This window comes from Variovorax ureilyticus (assembly GCF_037889935.1).
GTDB classification, from domain to species: Bacteria; Pseudomonadota; Gammaproteobacteria; order Burkholderiales; family Burkholderiaceae_C; genus Variovorax; species Variovorax ureilyticus.
The window spans coordinates 398,917-417,451 of record NZ_JBBKZU010000006.1 but is presented as its reverse complement, the minus strand read 5'-3'; the positions used below and the strand labels follow the sequence as shown (position 1 = coordinate 417,451).

Below are 18,535 nucleotides of genomic sequence, written 5' to 3'. Positions count from 1 at the left end.
AGGGGTGATCGACGCGCCGGAAATTTCAGCGTAAGCTAGAAGAAGGTTCTACCTCCCGATACGCAAGAAGCGCTTGTTTTCGTTTGCGAACAAGAGAACTTGCGAGGCAGCTCACCGCTGCGGTGGCAGACCGGTTCAGCACCATCGATATCGACCGCGGAGCGTGTATGGATCTGAGGAGCGAACAACTGGCCGAGGGCATCGAGAAGATCAGCCTCGTCGGCCGAATGGACAGCGTCGGCGGCCACGACATCAACACGCGACTCGCTGCGCTGGTGGCGAGCCGCAAGATGCTCGCCGTGGTGGATATGTCCGAAGTCTCGTTCCTGGCCTCCATCGGGATCCGCACCCTGGTCGTCAACGCGCGTGCGCAGTCGCTGCGCGGCGGCCTGATGGCGCTGGCAAACCCGCAGCCCGTGGTAGCGGAGGTGCTCAAGATGGCAGGCATCGACTCGATCATCCCGGTGTACCCCGACGTCGACTCCGCCTTCAGCGCGCTGGTGGCGTCGTCTGCCGAAAGCCGCTGATGGCCGCCGCCGCCGGGGAGCCGCGCGCTTCCCTCATCGTCGACAACGCCCTGTGCGAACTCCCGCGCATCAGCGCCTGGGTGCACGACTGGGCCGAGGGCCAGCACCTGCCCGAGCGGGTGGCGCACAACCTCGATCTCTGCTCGACCGAGGTGGTCACGAACATCATGACCCACGCGGCCGGCGAGGGCGCGCAGAGCATCCTGCTGCGCCTCGGATGGCAGGGCGACGAGGTGGCCCTCGAAGTGGTGGACGAAGGGCGCGAGTTCGACCTCAGGCAGGTCCCCGAGCCCGTGCGACCCACCACCCTGCGCGACGCGAAAGTCGGCGGCTGGGGCATTCCGATGGTCCGGCATTTTTCCGACGGCGTGCGCTACCGCCATGAGGACGGCTGCAATCGCCTGACGCTGTTTTTCCGCGCCGCGGCGCCGCCCTGACCGCCGGCGGCCGCGCGGCCCGAAGTCCGTCACCGTTTGATCCGTTTTCGATCCGTTCAATACGCAACCGAGGAGATACGTCGATGGGAACCACAGCCAAGCCCGTACCAAGCATCGATCCGCAAGCCGCGCTGGCAGCGCAGGCGGCACTGGCGACCCGAGGCGGCAACGGCTCTGCCGACACGACCGGTGTCGACAAGATGCGCGAACTGCTGTTCGGCAACCAGATGCAGGACTATGACAAGCGCTTCTCCGTCATGGAGGAACGCTTCCAGCAGCGGTTGCGCGATCTCGAATCGGAGTCGACGCGCAGCCTCGGCGGCCTTGAAACCACGATCAAGAAGCAGCTCGAATCGGTCGCCGGCCAGTTCCGCGAGGAAAAGGACCTGCGCGCCGATGCCGACAAGGAACTGGAGCGCAGCCTGCGCGACCACACGCAGGCGCTGGAGAAGCGCCTTGCGCAGGTCTCCGACCAGCTCGCCCGGCAGGAGCGCGACTTCACCGAACGCCTGAACCACGAGGTGCAGGCCCTGCGCGACGAGATGCGGCGGCGCCAGGACGACATGCGCGCGACCACCGAGCGCATGTTCGCCGAGCTCAGCAACGTCAAGACCGATCGCAACCTGCTCGCCGGCCTGTTTGTGGAGATTGCCAAATGCCTCAATCAGGACGTAGCGCCGAAGGGCGTCAGCGGCGGCCAGGGCGGCTGACGGTTCGGCCGGGCCGCTGCGTGCGACCGGGCGCCAGCGCGGCCCGCGAGAGGGCAGGGTGAACGCCCGCCTGTCGCCGGCTGCGACGCGCGCGCCCGGTGACGCCGCCAACGACGAGGACCCCAGCAAGCGGCTGGCCGGCCTGCTGCTGGAGCTGGCCCGCTGCGTCGATCCGACGGTGGCGGTCGACATCCCGAGCCGCCTGCAGGCCGATCCGCGGCTGGATGCGATGCGCGACATGCTGTTCGAGCGCGAACAGGTCGTGCTCGCTCACCTGCAGCGCAAGGTCGACGACCCGCAGGAGTTCGCCGACGCGATCGGCGCGGTGCTGCCCGAGGCCTTTTCGGTGGCGGTGCGCGACGAGCGGCTGGGCCACTCCATCGCGCCGGCCATGGAGCGCGCCACGCAGGCGTCGATCCAGAAGAACCCGCGCACGATGGTCGACATCCTCTACCCGGTCATGGGGCCGGCCATCCGCAAGGCCATCGCCGAGACGCTCGAAGGCACCTTCCAGTCGCTCAATCTCGCGTTCAAGCACAGCCTATCGTGGCGCGGGCTCAAGTGGCGCATCGAGGCGTGGCGCACCGGCAGCAGCTTCGCGGACGTGGTGCTCAAGCACACCGCGGAATTCCGAGTCGAGCACCTGTTCCTGATCCATCGTGCGACCGGCCTCCTGATCGCGCATGTGGCGCGCGACGACGCGACCACCCGCGATCCGCAACTCGTTTCGGCGATGCTGTCCGCGATCCAGGACTTCGTGCGCGATTCCTTCGACGAGACCGGCGCCGGCGGCACCGGCAGCCGCAGCGTCGACAGCCTGCGCCTGGGCGACCTGCTCCTGTGGTGCGAGGAAGGCCCGTCGGCGTTCCTCGCCGCCGTGATCCATGGCAGCCCGCCGCCGATGGTGCGCGCGCGGCTCAACGAAACGCTCGGGCAGATCCACGACCAGTGGCATGCACCGCTGGAGGCGTTCAACGGCGACACCGCGCCCTTCGAGGACGTCGAATCGCGCCTGCGGCCGTGCCTGCTCTCGCAGACGGCCGACGCGCACCGGAAGGTGTCGCCGTTCATGTGGCTCATTCCGCTGGCGCTGCTGGCCGTGGCGGGCTGGTGGGTGGGCGAACGCCTCGTCGAGCGCAGCCGCGTGAACACCTACGTGGCCGCGCTGCAGGACCAGCCTGGCATCGTCGTCACCGGCTTCGAGCGCCGCGACGGCAAGTGGCTGGTGTCCGGGCTGCGCGATCCGCTCGCGGTGCTGCCCGAAACCCTGCTGCCGAACAAGCTGGACCCGTCGCATGTCGCCGGCCGCTGGGAGCCCTATCAGGCCCTGCATCCGGCCATGGTGCTCAAGCGCCTGCAGGCGACCCTCGACCCGCCGGAGACGATCGGCATGGTGCAGGAGGCGGGCAGCATCCGCGTCACCGGCAGCGCTTCCCAGCGCTGGCTGGACAAGGCGCGGGCCTACCTGCTGAGCATGCCCGCCGGTGCGCCCAAGGTGGACATCAGCGCGGTCAAGGATGTGCAGGACCCCGACTACGTGCGCCTGCGCGATGCCATCCAGGCCCAGCTCATCCACTTCGACTTCAGCGTGCCGCGGCCCGCTGCGGGGCAGGAAGCGAAGATCGAAACGCTCGCCGCCCAGATGCGCGACCTGGTGCAGGTGGGGCGCGACCACGGCTTCCCGGTGAAGGTGACGATCGTCGGCCACGCCGACGCGACCGGCAGGGACATGTCGAACCTCGCGCTCAGCGTCGGCCGCGCGGAGGTCGTGCGCTCCATGATGCGCGCGCGCGGCGTGGACCCGACGGTGCTCTTCGTGCGCGGCGCCGGCCCGCTGGAGCCGCTGAGTCCCGGCGCGAGCGAGGACGAGCTCTCGATGAACCGGCGCGTGTCCTTCGGCGTGAGTACCGGCGACTAGGAGAAGAACAGGGCGCCCATGCTGCAAAAGAAGATCTGCCTCCTCGGTGCCTTCGGCGTCGGAAAGACCAGCCTGGTGCGGCGCTACGTCGACACCATCTTCTCGGACACCTACCTCACCACCGTCGGCGTGAAGATCGACAAGAAGATGGTGACCGTCGGTGCCGAGGAAATGGCGCTGATCCTCTGGGACATCGCCGGCGAGGACGAGGTCGCCGCGGTGCGCGTGACCTACCTGCGCGGCGCGGCCGGCTACCTGCTGGTGGTCGACGGCACCCGGCCCGAGACGCTGGACACCGCCGAGTCGATCCAGCGGCGCATCGTCGCGGAACTGGGCCAGGTGCCGTTCTTCGTGCTGCTCAACAAGTCGGACCTGGTGGAAGACTGGGCCCTGCCGCCTGCGCGCATCGAAGCGCTGGAGGCCGACGGCTGGATCTTCCACCGCACCAGCGCGAAGACCGGCACCGGCGTCGAGGAATCCTTCCAGGAACTCGCGGCGCGGCTGGCGCGATAGCCATGCTCGACCTGCCGACGCGCGTCGCGGATTCGCTGCTGCAACTGCTCGAAGGGCAGCGCGTGCTCGCGCATCTCGTGATCGACGACGCGCAGAACCTGGTGCAGTCGGGCGGCCACCTGGCGCACTACGGGCTGGACGGGCTGCAGGCCGGCGGTCCCGCTTCCGACCAATTGCCGTTCATCGAGGGGCTGCTGCCGCTGGTGGAAACGCCGTTCCTGATCCGCTCGCTCGCGATGCCCAGCGGCCGCGTCGCGGACGTGCATTTCTTTGCCGACGACGACCGCGTCTGGGTGCTGCTCCTCGACGTCACGGCGGAGTGGGAAGAAGCCCGCCTCGTGCAGCAGAAGGCCTACGACATGACGCTGCTCAGCCAGCGCGAGGCGCGTCTCATCGCACAGCTCGAAGCGGCCAACGACGAGCTGACCCGCGCGCATCGCGACCTCGCGGCCTCGCGCGAGGCGCTGCAGGCGACGCACGACCGCCTCCAGCACGAGCTGCGCGATGCCGAGCGCTACGTGCGCGCCACGTTGCCGGAACCCTTGTCCGCGCCGCTCGACGTGGACTGGCGCTTCGTGCCCTCGACCGAGCTCGGCGGCGATTCCTTCGGCTACCACTGGGTCGACGACGAGCATTTCGCGATCTATCTCGTCGACGTGTGCGGACACGGCGTGGGCTCGTCGCTGCTGGCGGTGGCGGTGGCGAACACGCTGCGTTCCGAGGCGCTCTCGCGCACCGACTTCCACCGGCCGGGCGAGGTGCTCGCTGCGCTGAACCAGGCCTATCAGATGGAGCGCCACGGCGAGTTGTTCTCGACGGTCTGGTATGGCGTCTATCACCGCGCGAGCGGCCAGCTTCGTTATGCCTCCGCGGGCCATCCGCCGGCGCTGCTGGTGAACGGGCCGCCGGGCGGTGCCTGCGAAAGCCACTCCCTGCCGGCTGCCGGTCCTTGCATCGGCATCATGCCGGCGGCGCGCTACCAGGAGGAAGCGTGCACGCTGCAATCGCCGGCGCGGCTCTTCGTCTTCAGCGACGGCACCTACGAGATCACCCGGCCCGACGGCTCGATGCAGCCTTTCTCGGCGATGAGCGAGCTTCTCGCGGGGCCGGTGGCCGAGGGGCATTCCGAGCTCGACGAATTGCTGGTGCTGGCGCATGACGCGCACGGCCCCGGCGCGCTGGACGACGACTTCACCATCATCCGCATGGCGTTGTAGGCTGGGTGTCGATGTCAGTTTTCCATGGCGCAGCGCGCCACCCGCGCCCCATGAAACCGGCGCGTCCACGTCCAGGGCACCCGCGGAACCGGCTTCGCCGGGCCGCCGGGTGCGCCCCCCTCCCGCCGAAGGCGAGAGAGGAGGGAGCCGCGAAGCGGCACGGGGGGTGTTTTCATCCTAGTACGGCAGGATGCCCGGCAGCAGCGGCCGGTCGAGCCGGTTGCGCCACCACTTGAGCGCCTCGCCCATGTGCTCGGTGCGCCAGCCGAGCCAGAAGGTCTCGGGCGCGCGGGGCTCCTCGACCTGGAGTTCCACAAGGATGCCGGTCTCCAGCTCCACGCGCACGCAGGCCCGCGGCACGAAGCCGTGGCCGAGTCCCGCGGCCTGGCAGGCGATCTTGGCCTGCATCGAGGGCACCGTGATGCGGCGCTGGCCCGATTGCAGGCCCACGGTGCGGTCGGTCAGCGAGCGCGCGCCGTCGCCCACCACGATGGCCGTGTGTTCCAGCAGGTCGCTGCGCGTGAGCGGGCGTTGCAGGCGCGCCAGCGGATGCGTGGCCGTCACGCAGAAGACGAAATCGAGCGTGCCCACCGGCACCGCCTTGTAGCCGCCGCCCGCGGGCCCTTCGCCCGCCGCGATCACGATGTCGGCGCGACCCTCGCGCAGCGCCTCCCAGGTGGCGGTGAGCGCCTCGCAGCCGATGCGCAGCCGCGTGCCGCAGTTCAGGTCCTCGAAAGCGCGCACGTCCTCGTTCAATGCGGAGGTGGGAATCAGCGAGTCGTGCACCAGCCGCAGCTCGGTCTCGAAGCCGGTGGCGATCTGGCGCATGCGCGATTCGAGCTGCCGCGCCGCGGCGAGCAGCCAGCGCCCCTCCTTGATCAGCTCCTCGCCGGCGGGCGTGAGCGTGACGCGTGGCCCGTTGCGGATGAAGAGCGCGAGCCCGAGCTGTTCCTCGAGCTTGGCGACCGCATAGGAGATGGTCGAGGGCACCTTGTGCAAGCGCTCGGACGCGCCGGCGAAGGAGCCGTGGCGGGCGATCGCGTCCACCAGTTCGATGGCTTCGAGGGTGAGTTTCAGCATCGTCGAAATTATCGATGATGAGAGCCGAAACCTTTCAACATGAAGCGGCACCCGGGCTTCGATACTCCCTCCACCGTAGCGCCTAAGTGGTTGAAAAAAAGATGTTTTTCTTCCCCTTCCGCCAGCGTGAATCCCATCGAATCCATCAAGGAGAAGCAGCATGATCGAAGTCCGCAAAGCCAACCACCGGGGCCACGCCAACCACGGCTGGCTGAACTCCCGCCACACCTTCTCGTTCGGCCACTACCGCGATCCGCGGCAGGTCGGTTTCTCGGACCTGCTGGTCATCAACGACGACCGGGTCGCGCCGTCCCAGGGCTTCGGCACCCACGGCCACCGTGACATGGAGATCTTCTCGTACGTGCTCGAAGGCGCCCTGGCGCACAAGGACTCGATGGGCACCGGTTCGGTCATCCGTCCCGGCGACGTGCAGATGATGAGCGCCGGCACCGGCGTGCAGCACAGCGAGTTCAACCATTCCGAGGACGAGCCGGTGCACTTCCTGCAGATCTGGATCGTGCCGAACGAACGCGGCGCCCAGCCGCGCTACCAGCAGAAGCAATACGACCAGGACGAAAAGCGCGGCCGCCTGCGCCTGATCATCTCGCCCGACGGCGCCGATGGGTCGCTCTCGGTGCGCCAGGATGCGCGCGTGCATGCGGGCCTGTTCGACGGCGACGAATCTGCGCAACTCGATGTCGGCCCCGATCGCCATGTCTACGTGCATGTGGCACGCGGCAGCGTCGAAGTGAACGGCGAACGCCTCTCCGAAGGTGACGGCGCCCGCATCCGCAACGCCGGCGCGCTGCGCTTCGACAAGGGCGACCGGGCCGAGGTGCTGGTCTTCGACCTGCGGCCGCGCGAGCTGCCTGCGCTTTGACGCGTCACATCCCTTCGGTATCTTTTTTGCTCGACCCCTTCTTCATCTTTTTTCAACGAGGACAGCTTCACCATGACCAACGCAACCACCGCCAGGCCCGTCGCCAAAGCCGCTCCCGGCGCCACGCTGCTCGATCCGCACGACCACACGCTGGTGATGATCGACTTCCAGTCGCAGATGGCTTTTGCGACGCACTCGATCGATGCGGTCACCTTGCGCAACAACGCGGGGCTCGTGGCGAGCGCGGCGGCGGGCTTCGGTGTCTCGACCGTCCTCACCACCGTGGCCGAGAAGAGCTTCAGCGGCCCGATGTTCGAGGAAGTCACCGCGCCGTTCCCCGGGCAGGCGCTGCTCGACCGCACCTCGATGAACACCTGGGAAGACGAAGCCGTGATCAAGCGGATCAACGAGATCGGCAAGCCGCGCATCGTGCTCGCGGGCCTGTGGACCAGCGTGTGCATCGTCGGTCCGGCGCTGTCGGCGCTGGACCAGGGCTTCGAGGTGTACGTGATCGCCGACGCGTGCGGCGACGTCTCCGCCGAAGCGCACAACCGCGCGATGGAGCGCATGGTGCAGGCCGGCGCACGCCCGATGACTTCGCTGCAATACTTGCTCGAACTTCAGCGCGACTGGGCCCGCGCCGAGACCTATGACCTGACGACGGGCATCGCGAAGAAGGTCGGCGGCGCCTACGGCATCGGCATCCACTACGCCAAGACCATGTTCGGCGCGCACGAAGGCTGATCCACCGAACCACGAGAGAGAACGCATGACACAGCCCGGCAGTCCGGACCTGATTCTTCACAACGGCCGCTTCACTACCCTGGACCGCGCCAATCCCACCGCCACTGCGGTCGCGATTGCCGAGGGGCGCTTCATCCAGGTGGGCAGCGACCGCGAGGTCCTGGCGCTGGCCGGGCCGCAGACGCGGCGCATCGACCTGGGCGGGCGAAGCGTGCTGCCGGGCCTGATCGACAACCACCTGCACATCATCCGCGGCGGGCTCAACTTCAATCTGGAGTTGCGCTGGGACGGCGTACGCAGCCTCGCGGATGCGATGGCGATGCTCAAGGCACAGGTGGCCATCACGCCCGCGCCGCAGTGGGTGCGCGTGGTGGGCGGCTTCACCGAGCACCAGTTCGTCGAGAAGCGGCTGCCGACCATCGAGGAACTCAACGCGGTCGCGCCGGACACGCCGGTGTTCATCCTGCACCTCTACGACCGCGCGCTGCTCAACGGCGCTGCGCTGCGCGCCGTGGGCTACACGAAGGACACGCCCGCGCCGCCCGGCGGCGAGATCGTGCGCGACAGCAGCGGCAATCCCACCGGCCTGCTGCTCGCAAAGCCGAACGCGGCGATCCTCTACGCGACGCTCGCCAAGGGGCCGAAGCTGCCGCACGACTACCAGGTCAACTCGACCCGCCACTTCATGCGCGAACTCAATCGCCTCGGCGTGACCGGCGCGATCGATGCCGGCGGCGGCTTCCAGAACTACCCGGAAGACTATGCGGTGATCCAGGAACTGGCCGATGCGAACCAGCTCACGATCCGCCTGGCCTACAACCTCTTCACGCAGAAGCCGAAGCAGGAAAAGGACGACTTCCTCAAGTGGACCGCGAGCTCGCAGTACAAGCAGGGCAGCGACTACTTCCGCCACAACGGCGCGGGCGAGATGCTCGTCTTTTCCGCCGCCGACTTCGAGGACTTCCGCCAGCCGCGGCCCGAGATGGGGCCGGGGATGGAGGGCGACCTGGAAGAAGTCGTGCGCATCCTCGCGCAGAACCGCTGGCCCTGGCGCATGCATGCGACCTACGACGAGACGATCACGCGCGCGCTCGACGTGTTCGAGAAGGTGAACAAGGACATCCCCCTGGCGGGCCTGAACTGGTTCTTCGACCACGCGGAGACGATCTCCGAGAAATCCATCGGACGCGTCGCGGCGCTCGGAGGCGGCGTGGCGGTGCAGCATCGCATGGCCTACCAGGGCGAGTACTTCGTCGAGCGCTACGGTCCCGGGGCTGCGGAAGCGACGCCGCCGGTCAAGCGCATGCTGGAGATGGGCGTGAAAGTGTCTGCGGGCACCGATGCGACGCGCGTGGCTTCGTACAACCCGTGGGTGTCGCTGTCGTGGCTCGTCACCGGCAAGACGGTCGGCGGCATGCAGATCACGCCGCAGCGCAACCTGATCGACCGTGAGACGGCGCTGCGCATGTGGACCGAGAAGGTCACCTGGTTCTCCAACGAGGAAGGCCGGAAGGGCAGTATCCAGGCGGGCCAGATGGCCGACCTGATCGTGCCTGATCGCGACTTCTTCGCGTGCGCGGAATCGGAGATCGCGGACACGACATCGCTGCTCACCATCGTCGGCGGCCGCGTGGTCTACGGCGCGGGGTCCTTCGCCGCGTTCGACGATGCGCCGCTGCCGCCCGCGATGCCCGACTGGTCGCCGGTGCGGCGCTACGGCGGCTATGGCGCATGGGGCGAGCGCGAGGGCGCGCCGCTGCAGAAGGTGATGCGTCAGGCGGCGGCCGCGTGCGGTTGCGCGAGCAGTTGCAACGTGCACGGCCACCAGCACGCGACCGCATGGACGAGCAAGCTGCCGGTGTCCGATCTCAAGGGCTTCTGGGGCGCGCTCGGCTGCGCGTGCTGGGCGGTTTGAGGGGCTGCCGATGCTGCATGCCGCCTTCACATCGCCGTGGCTGCATTGGCTGGCGCTGCTGTGCCTGTGCGCGGCCTACCTCCAGGGCGGCGTCGACAAGGTGCGCGACTTCGGCGGCGCGGTGGCCGAGGTGAGGCAGCTCGGCCTCGCGCCGGCCGCGCCCATCGCCGCGGCGACCATCGTGCTGCAGCTCGGCGCGTCGGCGCTGGTGCTGACGGGCTGGTATCGCTGGCTCGGCGCGCTCGCACTGGCGGGCTTCACGGTGCTCGCCGGTTTTCTGGCCGACCGCTTCTGGCGGGGGCCGCGTTCGCAGCGGCAGCACAAGGCCAATGCGTTCTTCGAACATTGGGGTCTGGTCGGCGGTCTGCTGCTGATCGCCTGGATCGACCTGGGAGGTTTTCATGGCGGATGAATCGTCACGCGCTGCGGCTGCGCCCGCATCGCCTTCGACCGGCGGCGGCAGCTTCGCGCCGCTTCGGCTGCCGGTGTTCGCGGTGCTGTGGGCCGCGACCGTCATCGGCAACATCGGCAGCTTCATGCGCGACGTCGCGAGCGCGTGGATGGTGACGGAACTGTCCACCAGCCCCGCCGCCGTCGCGCTGGTGCAGACGGCGGCGACCCTGCCGATCTTCCTGCTCGCGATTCCCGCCGGCGTGCTGTCGGACATCCTGGACCGGCGGCGCTTCCTGATCGGCGTGCAGATCCTGCTGGGGGCGGTGAGCATCGCGCTGCTGGTGATGGCGCGCACGCACACGCTGACGGTCGAAGCGCTCATCGCACTCACCTTCGTGGGCGGCATCGGCGCGGCGCTGATGGGGCCGACCTGGCAGTCGATCGTGCCGGAACTGGTGCCGCGCGGCGATCTCAAGAGCGCGGTGGCGCTCAACTCGCTGGGCATCAACATCGCGCGCGCCATCGGTCCCGCGACCGGCGGCCTGCTGCTCGCGGCGTTCGGTGCGGCGCTGGTCTACGGCGTGGACGTGCTGAGCTACGTGATCGTCATCGGCGCGCTGCTGTGGTGGCGTCGTCCGCAGGCCGAGTCGAAGGGACTCGACGAGCAATTCTTCGGCGCCTTCCGCGCGGGCCTGCGCTATGCGCGTTCGAGCCGTGAACTGCATCGGGTGTTGCTGCGCGCGGCGGTGTTCTTCCTGTTCGCGAGTTCGGTATGGGCGCTGCTGCCGCTCGTCGCGCGCGGCATGCTGGGCGGCAGCGCGGGCTTCTACGGCGTGCTGCTGGGCGCGGTCGGGGGTGGCGCGATCCTCGGTGCGGTGCTGCTGCCGAAGCTGCGCCAGTGGCTCGATGCCGATGGCCTGGTGCTCACCGCGTCGCTGCTCACCGCGGGCGTGATGGCCGCGCTGGCCATCGCGCCGCCGCAGTGGGCCGCGGTGGTGCTGATGGTGATGCTCGGGGTGGGATGGATCATCGCGCTCACCACCCTCAATGGCGTGGCGCAGGCGGTGCTGCCGAACTGGGTGCGCGGGCGCGGACTGGCGATCTACCTCACGGTGTTCAACGGCGCGATGGCCGCCGGCAGCCTCGGTTGGGGCCTGGTGGCGCAGCCCGTGGGCATCGCGGGCGCGCTGCTCGTCGGCGCGGGTGGACTCGTGGTGGTGGCGCTGGTCTTCCATCGCGTGAAGCTGCCTGCGGGCGAGGCCGACCTGCAGCCATCCAACCACTGGCCGGAACCGATGCTCGTCGAGCCGGTCGCCAACGACCGCGGGCCGGTGATGGTGCAGATCGAATACCGCGTCCGCAAGGACGACCTGCCGGCCTTCCTCGAGGCGATGCAGCGCCTGTCGCTGGAGCGTCGCCGTGACGGCGCCTACGCCTGGGGCGTCGCCGAGCACACCGGCGAGCCGGGGCGCGTCATCGAGTGGTTCCTGGTCGAATCGTGGGCCGAGCACATGCGCCAGCACCGGCGCGTTTCCAAGGCCGATGCCGACCTGCAGGCCGACGTGATGCGCTTCCATATCGGGCCGGAGCGGCCGGTGGCGCATCACTTCCTGGCGCTCGATTCGACAGCGCTGCGCGCCACCCCGATCTCATAAAACCGGCACGGCCCAAGCCAGGAACCCCGCGGAACCGGCTCCGCCGGGCCGCCGGGGTTGCCCCCGGAGAGGGGATGACCGAGCCACACGAAGTGGGCGAGGCTGGGGGTGAATCACTCGAACGCCCACCGGGCGACGCCGTCGAGCACGTCCTTCAGCACGGCCTCGTCGTCGCGCCCGGAGCGCTTGGGCACGTGGAAGGAGTGGTCGGCGTGCTCGATGGTCATCAGGGTGGCGCGTGCGCCGAGCCCGGCGACGACCGGGCGCAGCTTGTCGAGATCGGCGAGCTTGTCCTGCGTGCCTTGCACGAAGAGCATCGGGATCTGCACCTTCGACAGATGCTCCGCGCGCGAGATCGAGGGCGTTCCGGCCGGATGCAGCGGAAAGCCGAGGAACACCAGGCCCGCGACCAGCGGCAGGGGCTCGATGGCCTGCGCCTGCGAGGTCATGCGCGCGCCGAACGACTTGCCGCCGGCCAGCAGCATGAGCGGCCCGAGTTCGCGTGCTGCACAGGCCACAGCCGCGCGCACCGCGGCATGCGCCACCGGCGGCGTGTCCGGCCGCTTGCTGCCGCGCTCCATGTACGGGAACTGATAGCGCAGCGTGGCGATGCGGCGCTCGGCGAGACCGTTCGCGACAGCCGTCATGAAGGCGTGCTCCATGCCCGCGCCCGCGCCGTGCGCGAAGACATAGCAGGCCCTGGGATCGTCCGGGGCCTGGAGGATGGCCGAGACCGTGGTGTCGTCGCCGACTTGAATGGAGAGCTTCTTCATGTCGCCGGGCACTCTACATCCGATCGCCCACCTGAAACAGAACGTGGCTTTCGGGGGCGATTGCCTTCATGATGCCGGGTCGAAGAACTCGCATGGAGGAGCGTTTCGCCATGTTCTTGTCCAGCCGGAGTGTCCCGTGACGGCCCGCCGCATGGGGTCCTGGATTTGGCGAAGCGCGTGTGCCGCGCTCTTCCTCCTGTGGATCGCGCCAGGTCTGGCGCAGGCGCAGCCGCAGCCGCAGTCGACGGCGCCCCATTCGACGCCCGCGCCGCTGGTGGTGATGAACCGGATCATCGTGACCTTCCGCGTGCCCTTCCTCGGCTTCGAGCCTGCGGACCGGGCGCGCGAGGCCCGTGAGCGCATCGAGGAACTGCTCGCGCGCCAGGGGCCGGCGGACGTCACCACGCAGCAGATCCCGCAGGGCATTCTGGTGAAGATCGACGACGCGCTGGCTTTCGGCGTGACCTCCGGGGATGTCAACACGCTGCACAACGACACGCTGGAAGGCACTGCCACGCGCGCCGCCGATGCACTTCGCGGCGCCATCAACGAGACGCGTGAACTGCGCGACACCCGCAGCCTCCTGAAGTCCGGTGCGGTCGCAGCCGCGCTCACGCTCGCCTATCTGGCGCTGCTGTGGGTGCTCGCGCTGGCGCGGCGGCGGATCGGCTTGCGGCTGGCGCGCATCGCCAAGGCCAAGTCGGAGCAACTGCACCTGCGCGGTCTGCAACTCATCGAAAGTGACTGGGCGCTCGAACTCGTCCGCCGCCTGACCGCCTTCCTGTTCTGGGCATCTGCGTTGCTGTTGACCTACGAGTGGACCGGCCGGGTGCTGGAGCTCTTCCCGTACACGCGGCCCTGGGGCGAGCGGCTCAACGGATTTCTCGTCGAGACGGCCGCGAAACTCGTCGGCGGTGTCGCAGGAGCCATACCGGAATTGCTGATCGCGGTGGTCATCTTCGTGCTTGCACGCTTCGTGGTCGGCCTCCTGCATCGCTTCTTCGACCGCGTGGCGAGCGGGCGCATCGACTTCGGATGGGTCGATCCGGAGACCGCGCGTCCGACGCGCAGGCTGCTGACGATCGCGGTCTGGCTGCTCGCGCTGGTGATGGCGTATCCCTACCTGCCGGGCGCGAGCACCGATGCCTTCAAGGGCTTGTCGGTCCTCGTCGGCCTGATGGTGTCCATCGGTGGCGCGAGCGTGGTCGGGCAGATGCTGAGCGGCACCATCCTGACCTACACGCGCACTTTCCGCGTCGGCGAGTACGTGCGGATCGGCGACCACGAAGGCGTGGTGGTCGAACTCGGGATGTACCGCACGCGTCTTCGGACCGGCATCGGCGAAGAACTCACGCTGCCCAATTCGATGGTGCTGGAGACGCCCACGCGCAACTTCTCGCGCAACACGGCGGGCCGGAGCATCGTGCTGCTCGATACCAGCGCCACCATCGGCTACGACACGCCGTGGCGGCAGGTGCACGAAATGCTGAAGGAGGCGGCGCGCCGCACCACGGACGTGCTCGCCGATCCGGCGCCGCAGGTCTACCAGACCGCGCTGTCGGACTTCTACGTCGAGTACCGCCTGGTGGCGCACGGGCTGCTGAGCCAGGACTGCCCGCGGATCGACATCCTCGGGCGGCTGCACCAGAACGTGCAGGACGTCTTCAACGAGCATGGCGTGCAGATCATGTCCCCGCATTACCTCGGCGATCCGGACGAGGCGAAGATCGTGCCCCAGTCGCGCTGGTTCGAGGCGCCCGCCACACACGAATAGGAGCCTGCATTGAAAAGTCTGGAACTCCCGGGTGGCGGCGCGATGCCCGCACTCGGCCTCGGCACCTGGCACATGGGCGAATCGTCTGGCCGTCGCGCCGCCGAAGTGGCGGCCGTGCGTGCCGCGATCGCCATGGGCTATCGGCTCATCGACACCGCCGAGATGTACGGCGAGGGCGGCGCGGAGCAGGTCGTGGGCCAGGCGGTGGCCGAAGCGCTGCGAGCCGGCGAGGTGAGGCGGGAAGAGCTTTTCATCGTCAGCAAGGTCTATCCCCACAACGCAAGCCGGCGCGGCACCCCGGCGGCCTGTGCGCGCAGCCTGTCACGGCTCGGGCTCGATCACGTCGACCTGTATCTGCTGCATTGGCGCGGCGAATATCCCCTGGCGGAAACCTGCGAAGCCATGCGCGCCCTGGTGGCCGATGCCCGCATCCGGCACTGGGGCGTGAGCAACTTCGATGTCGACGACATGGAAGAGCTGGAGGCGGTGGACGGCGGCTGCGCGGCCAACCAGGTCTACTTCTCGGTCGGCGAACGCGGTGCGGAGTTCAGTCTTCTTCCGTGGCAGCGCCAGCGCGGCATGCCGATGATGGCCTACAGCCCGATCGACCAGGGCGCGCTGGCGGCCGATCCGGCGCTGGGCAGGCTGGCGCAGAAGCTCGGCGTCACGACGGCGCAATTGGCACTGGCCTGGGTCATCTCGCGCACTGGCGTGGTCGCGATTCCGAAGGCCGTGCGGGAAAACCACCTGCGCGAAAACCTCGCGGCGGCCGACCTCCAACTGAGCGCCGAAACGCTCGCAGAGATCGACCGCCTGCATCCACCGCCGCGTCGCAAGAAGCCGCTGGCGATGATCTGATCAGTGCGCCTCTGCTTGCTTGGCTGCCGCCACGATGGCAGCCTCGTCGTGCTTCGCGCCGTTGAGGAAAAGGTTGAGAGCCACCGCGCTCACCGACGCGAGCAGGATGCCCGACTCCACCAGCGAGTGGATCGCGTGCGGCATCCACTGCTTGAAGTTCGGCGCGATGAGCGGAATCATGCCGATGCCGATCGACACCGCGACGATCATCGCGTTGTGCCGGTTGGTCTTGAAGTCCACGCCCGAGAGGATGCGGATGCCGGTGGCGGCGACCATGCCGAACATCACGAGGCCCGCGCCGCCGAGCACCACCGTGGGCAGCGATTCGACCAGCGCCGCCATCTTCGGCAGCAGGCCCAGCACGATCAGGATCACGCCGCCGGCTACGCACACGAAGCGGCTCTTGATGCCGGTGACCGCCACCAGGCCCACGTTCTGCGAGAAGCTGGTGTAGGGGAAGGTGTTGAACACGCCGCCGATCAGCGTGCCGAGGCCGTCGGTGCGCAGGCCCCGTGCGAGGTCCTCCTGCGAGATCTTGCGGTCGGTCATCTCGCCGAGCGCGAGGAACATGCCGGTGGATTCGATCATCACCACGATCATGATCAGCGACATCGTGAGGATCAGGATCGGGTCGAACTTCGGCATGCCGAAGTGGAAGGGCAGCACGATGTCGACCCAGGCCGCGTTGGCCACCTTCTCGAAGGTCATGAAGCCGAAGAGCGTGGCGACGACCGCGCCGATGACGATGCCCAGCAGCACCGAGATGTTGGCGACGAAGCCCTTGGCGTACTTCACGATCAGCAGGATCGACACCAGCACCAGCGCCGCGATGGCGAGGCCGCCGAGGTCGGCGTACTTGGGGTTGGGCACCGAGGGCACGATCGACAGGCCCTTGGGCATCGGCGGCACCGCGGAGCCGGGCGAGGTCACGTCGGCGAGCCACTTGGCGTAGACCGGATCGACGATCGCCGGCGCGGTCGGGCCGACCGGGTTGCCGAAGATCCAGTTGATGCCCACGCGCATCAGGCTGATGCCGATCACCGCGATGATGGTGCCGGTCACCACCGGCGGGAAGAAGCGCAGCATGCGCGACACCATCGGCGCGATGAGGATCGAGATGACCCCCGCACCGATGATCGAGCCGAAGAGCATTTGCGCGCCGGCTTGCCCTGGATTGGCATTGGCGATCGCCACCATGGGCGCGACCGAGGCGAAGGTCACGCCCATCATCACCGGCAGCTTGATGCCGAACCACTGCGTCGCGCCGAGCGACTGGATCAGCGTGGCGATGCCGCAGCAGAAGAGGTCGGCGGAAATCAGCAGCGCGACTTCCTGCGGGCTGAGCTTGAGCGCGCGGCCGACGATGAGCGGCACGGCCACGGCGCCGGCATACATCACCAGCACGTGCTGCAGTCCGAGGGCAGTGACCTTGCCCAGCGGCAATCGCTGGTCGACGGGGTGAACGGAGGCGGCAGCCGTCATTTCGAGTTCTCCTGGGGCGGCGTGAGAGTGAGGGAAGGGCTTGCAGGACGCGTGCCCGCAAGGAGCGTTCACGAGTCTGTACGCGAAACTGTATACAGTTGAGCCGGCGCGCTGTATGGCGGAAAACCCGGGGCCGGCCGCTGTTTCGCATCGATACAGCTGGCTGTTCCTGACCAATCCGGTCAGGCGCATACTCGTCCGACCTCGCCGCGTCCGTGCGACGTGTGGCCGTGCGTCTGCAGGAGTCTCGCCATGCTCGAATCTCTGCGTACCGATCCCACATTCCACCCTTCGCCGAAGCTCGCCATGGAGGCCGAGCCCGAGCACATCGCCTACACCGCACTGCTCTCGCCGGATGCCTCGCGGCCCGACGCGATCGCGGTGGTGGATGTCGATCCGGCCTCCGCGAGCTACGGCAGCGTGCTGTACCGGCTCGACATGCCGAACAAGGGTGACGAGTTCCATCATTTCGGCTGGAATGCCTGCAGCTCCGCGCTGTCGCCGATGTCGGGGCACGCATTCCTCAAGCGGCGCTACCTGATCATTCCGGGCATCCGCTCGTCTCGCATCTATGTGGTCGACACGCAGCCGGACCCGAAGAAACCGACCATCAGCCGCGTGATCGAGCCCGAGGAGGTGATCCGCAAGACGGGCTATTCGCGCCCGCACACGGTGCACTGCGGCCCCGAGGGCCTCTACATCAGCACGCTGGGCGGGGCCGGCGACGGCACGCAGGGGCCGCCGGGCGTGTTCCTCATGGACTGCGAGAGCTTCGAAGTCCTCGGCCAGTGGGAGATCGAACGCGGCCCGCAGAAGCTGCACTACGACTTCTGGTGGAACCTGCCGCGCGACTACATGGTGTCGAGCGAATGGGGCCTGCCGCCGCAGTTCGAGAACGGCATCGTGGCGGAGGACCTGCTGGGCAATCGCTACGGGCACCAGTTGCACTTCTGGGACCTGCGCGCCCGCCGGCACGTGCAGACCATCGACCTCGGCGCGAATCACCAGATGGCGCTGGAGGTGCGGCCCGCGCACGATCCGACGCGCGAATACGGCTTCGTCGGCGTGGTGGTCGACACCACCAATCTCGAAGGCTCGATCTGGACCTGGTGGCGCGAAGGCGGCCAGTTCCACGCGAAGAAGACGGCGGTCATTCCGCCCGAGCCCGCGGATGCATCGGTGCTTCCGCCGCTGCTGAAGGGCTTCGGCGCGGTGCCGCCGCTGATCAGCGACATCGATCTGTCGATGGACGACCGATTCCTGTACGTGGCCTGCTGGGGCACGGGCGAACTGCGTCAGTACGACGTGACGGACCCGCAGAACCCCAAGCTTGCGGGCAGCGTACGCATTGGCGGCATCGTGAAGCACGCGCCGCACCCCAACGGCACGAGCTTCGGCGGTGGGCCGCAGATGACCGAGATCAGCCGAGACGGCAAGCGCGTGTACTTCACCAACTCGCTCTACAGCCGCTGGGACGCGCAGTTCTATCCGGACGGCATTCCCGGGCGGATGGCGATGTGCAACGTGGGCGCGGACGGCGGCATCGAACTGGACGGCAGGTTCCTCGTGGATTTCGGCGCCGACTACGGATCGCACCAGGTCCGCCTGCAGGGCGGCGACTGCTCGACCGATTCGTTCTGCTATCCATCGGCCTGACGA

17 protein-coding genes are annotated in these 18,535 nt (G+C 68.2%); 14 read left to right on the top strand and 3 right to left on the bottom strand.

Going from position 1 to position 18,535, the window contains the following annotated elements; all coding sequences use genetic code 11:
* Nucleotides 1-167: 167 nt before the first annotated feature.
* The 6 genes from WKW77_RS16665 (at nucleotide 168) to WKW77_RS16640 (ending at nucleotide 5,322) form a co-directional block, all read left to right on the top strand.
* Entirely contained in the window at nucleotides 168-527 is a 360-nt protein-coding gene (locus tag WKW77_RS16665) for an STAS domain-containing protein (RefSeq protein ID WP_340357962.1), read from the top strand.
* Nucleotides 527-964, top strand: a complete 438-nt coding sequence (locus WKW77_RS16660; RefSeq protein ID WP_340357961.1) for an ATP-binding protein — start codon at nucleotides 527-529, stop codon at nucleotides 962-964. Before WKW77_RS16665 ends, WKW77_RS16660 begins: the two co-directional genes overlap by 1 nt.
* Nucleotides 965-1,047: 83 nt before the next feature.
* Complete coding sequence (locus WKW77_RS16655; RefSeq protein WP_340357960.1) at nucleotides 1,048-1,674, top strand: hypothetical protein; 627 nt, start codon at nucleotides 1,048-1,050, stop codon at nucleotides 1,672-1,674.
* Nucleotides 1,675-1,732: 58 nt separating this feature from the next.
* On the top strand, nucleotides 1,733-3,592 hold the full coding sequence (locus WKW77_RS16650; RefSeq protein ID WP_340357959.1) for an OmpA family protein: 1,860 nt from the start codon (nucleotides 1,733-1,735) through the stop codon (nucleotides 3,590-3,592).
* 18 nt (nucleotides 3,593-3,610) lie between these two features.
* Complete coding sequence (locus WKW77_RS16645; protein ID WP_340357958.1) at nucleotides 3,611-4,105, top strand: Rab family GTPase; 495 nt, start codon at nucleotides 3,611-3,613, stop codon at nucleotides 4,103-4,105.
* 2 nt (nucleotides 4,106-4,107) lie between these two features.
* A complete protein-coding gene (locus WKW77_RS16640) occupies nucleotides 4,108-5,322 on the top strand; it encodes a PP2C family protein-serine/threonine phosphatase (protein WP_340357957.1) in 1,215 nt (404 codons plus the stop codon).
* A gap of 177 nt (nucleotides 5,323-5,499) precedes the next feature.
* Here the strand turns inward: WKW77_RS16640 and WKW77_RS16635 are convergent, their stop codons facing one another.
* Nucleotides 5,500-6,402, bottom strand: coding sequence for a LysR family transcriptional regulator (locus WKW77_RS16635; RefSeq protein WP_340357956.1), 903 nt, complete (start codon nucleotides 6,400-6,402; stop codon nucleotides 5,500-5,502).
* 160 nt (nucleotides 6,403-6,562) lie between these two features.
* Here WKW77_RS16635 and WKW77_RS16630 point away from each other — a divergent pair, with 160 nt between their 5' ends.
* The 5 genes from WKW77_RS16630 (at nucleotide 6,563) to WKW77_RS16610 (ending at nucleotide 11,989) form a co-directional block, all read left to right on the top strand.
* Nucleotides 6,563-7,282: a pirin family protein gene (locus WKW77_RS16630; RefSeq protein WP_340357955.1), complete on the top strand. Its 720-nt coding sequence runs from the start codon at nucleotides 6,563-6,565 to the stop codon at nucleotides 7,280-7,282.
* Between the two features lie 72 nt (nucleotides 7,283-7,354).
* Complete coding sequence (locus tag WKW77_RS16625) at nucleotides 7,355-8,026, top strand: hydrolase (RefSeq protein WP_340357954.1); 672 nt, start codon at nucleotides 7,355-7,357, stop codon at nucleotides 8,024-8,026.
* A gap of 25 nt (nucleotides 8,027-8,051) precedes the next feature.
* The gene (locus tag WKW77_RS16620) at nucleotides 8,052-9,941 is read left to right on the top strand and encodes an amidohydrolase (protein WP_340357953.1); all 1,890 of its coding nucleotides are present in this window, start codon (nucleotides 8,052-8,054) and stop codon (nucleotides 9,939-9,941) included.
* Nucleotides 9,942-9,951: 10 nt separating this feature from the next.
* The gene (locus tag WKW77_RS16615) at nucleotides 9,952-10,353 is read left to right on the top strand and encodes a DoxX family protein (RefSeq protein ID WP_340357952.1); all 402 of its coding nucleotides are present in this window, start codon (nucleotides 9,952-9,954) and stop codon (nucleotides 10,351-10,353) included.
* Nucleotides 10,343-11,989, top strand: coding sequence for an MFS transporter (locus WKW77_RS16610; protein ID WP_340357951.1), 1,647 nt, complete (start codon nucleotides 10,343-10,345; stop codon nucleotides 11,987-11,989). Before WKW77_RS16615 ends, WKW77_RS16610 begins: the two co-directional genes overlap by 11 nt.
* A gap of 113 nt (nucleotides 11,990-12,102) precedes the next feature.
* Here WKW77_RS16610 and WKW77_RS16605 read toward each other — a convergent pair whose 3' ends face one another.
* Nucleotides 12,103-12,762, bottom strand: coding sequence for an alpha/beta hydrolase family protein (locus WKW77_RS16605; RefSeq protein ID WP_340357950.1), 660 nt, complete (start codon nucleotides 12,760-12,762; stop codon nucleotides 12,103-12,105).
* Between the two features lie 151 nt (nucleotides 12,763-12,913).
* On the opposite strand from WKW77_RS16605, the gene WKW77_RS16600 reads away from it, so the two are divergent.
* Together WKW77_RS16600 and WKW77_RS16595 are read left to right on the top strand one after the other, a co-directional pair.
* Nucleotides 12,914-14,536 carry a mechanosensitive ion channel family protein gene (locus WKW77_RS16600; RefSeq protein WP_340357949.1) on the top strand — a complete coding sequence of 541 codons (1,623 nt, stop codon included), beginning with the start codon at nucleotides 12,914-12,916 and terminating at the stop codon, nucleotides 14,534-14,536.
* 9 nt (nucleotides 14,537-14,545) lie between these two features.
* Nucleotides 14,546-15,394, top strand: a complete 849-nt coding sequence (locus tag WKW77_RS16595; RefSeq protein ID WP_340357948.1) for an aldo/keto reductase — start codon at nucleotides 14,546-14,548, stop codon at nucleotides 15,392-15,394.
* On the opposite strand, the gene WKW77_RS16590 is transcribed toward WKW77_RS16595, so the two are convergent.
* Complete coding sequence (locus tag WKW77_RS16590) at nucleotides 15,395-16,876, bottom strand: nucleobase:cation symporter-2 family protein (protein ID WP_340357947.1); 1,482 nt, start codon at nucleotides 16,874-16,876, stop codon at nucleotides 15,395-15,397.
* Nucleotides 16,877-17,128: 252 nt separating this feature from the next.
* On the opposite strand from WKW77_RS16590, the gene WKW77_RS16585 reads away from it, so the two are divergent.
* Nucleotides 17,129-18,532 carry a selenium-binding protein SBP56-related protein gene (locus WKW77_RS16585; protein ID WP_340357946.1) on the top strand — a complete coding sequence of 468 codons (1,404 nt, stop codon included), beginning with the start codon at nucleotides 17,129-17,131 and terminating at the stop codon, nucleotides 18,530-18,532.
* The last annotated feature ends 3 nt before the right edge of the window (nucleotides 18,533-18,535 follow it).

Bases quoted from the DNA above. Each gene is read 5' to 3' on its own strand.
- WKW77_RS16665 (WP_340357962.1), top strand. From the start codon at position 168: ATGGATCTGAGGAGCGAACAACTGGCCGAGGGCATCGAGAAGATCAGC.
- WKW77_RS16660 (WP_340357961.1), top strand. From the start codon at position 527: ATGGCCGCCGCCGCCGGGGAGCCGCGCGCTTCCCTCATCGTCGACAAC.
- WKW77_RS16655 (WP_340357960.1), top strand. From the start codon at position 1,048: ATGGGAACCACAGCCAAGCCCGTACCAAGCATCGATCCGCAAGCCGCG.
- WKW77_RS16645 (WP_340357958.1), top strand. From the start codon at position 3,611: ATGCTGCAAAAGAAGATCTGCCTCCTCGGTGCCTTCGGCGTCGGAAAG.
- WKW77_RS16640 (WP_340357957.1), top strand. From the start codon at position 4,108: ATGCTCGACCTGCCGACGCGCGTCGCGGATTCGCTGCTGCAACTGCTC.
- WKW77_RS16635 (WP_340357956.1), bottom strand. From the start codon at position 6,402: ATGCTGAAACTCACCCTCGAAGCCATCGAACTGGTGGACGCGATCGCC.
- WKW77_RS16630 (WP_340357955.1), top strand. From the start codon at position 6,563: ATGATCGAAGTCCGCAAAGCCAACCACCGGGGCCACGCCAACCACGGC.
- WKW77_RS16625 (WP_340357954.1), top strand. From the start codon at position 7,355: ATGACCAACGCAACCACCGCCAGGCCCGTCGCCAAAGCCGCTCCCGGC.
- WKW77_RS16620 (WP_340357953.1), top strand. From the start codon at position 8,052: ATGACACAGCCCGGCAGTCCGGACCTGATTCTTCACAACGGCCGCTTC.
- WKW77_RS16615 (WP_340357952.1), top strand. From the start codon at position 9,952: ATGCTGCATGCCGCCTTCACATCGCCGTGGCTGCATTGGCTGGCGCTG.
- WKW77_RS16610 (WP_340357951.1), top strand. From the start codon at position 10,343: ATGGCGGATGAATCGTCACGCGCTGCGGCTGCGCCCGCATCGCCTTCG.
- WKW77_RS16605 (WP_340357950.1), bottom strand. From the start codon at position 12,762: ATGAAGAAGCTCTCCATTCAAGTCGGCGACGACACCACGGTCTCGGCC.
- WKW77_RS16600 (WP_340357949.1), top strand. From the start codon at position 12,914: ATGGGGTCCTGGATTTGGCGAAGCGCGTGTGCCGCGCTCTTCCTCCTG.
- WKW77_RS16590 (WP_340357947.1), bottom strand. From the start codon at position 16,876: ATGACGGCTGCCGCCTCCGTTCACCCCGTCGACCAGCGATTGCCGCTG.
- WKW77_RS16585 (WP_340357946.1), top strand. From the start codon at position 17,129: ATGCTCGAATCTCTGCGTACCGATCCCACATTCCACCCTTCGCCGAAG.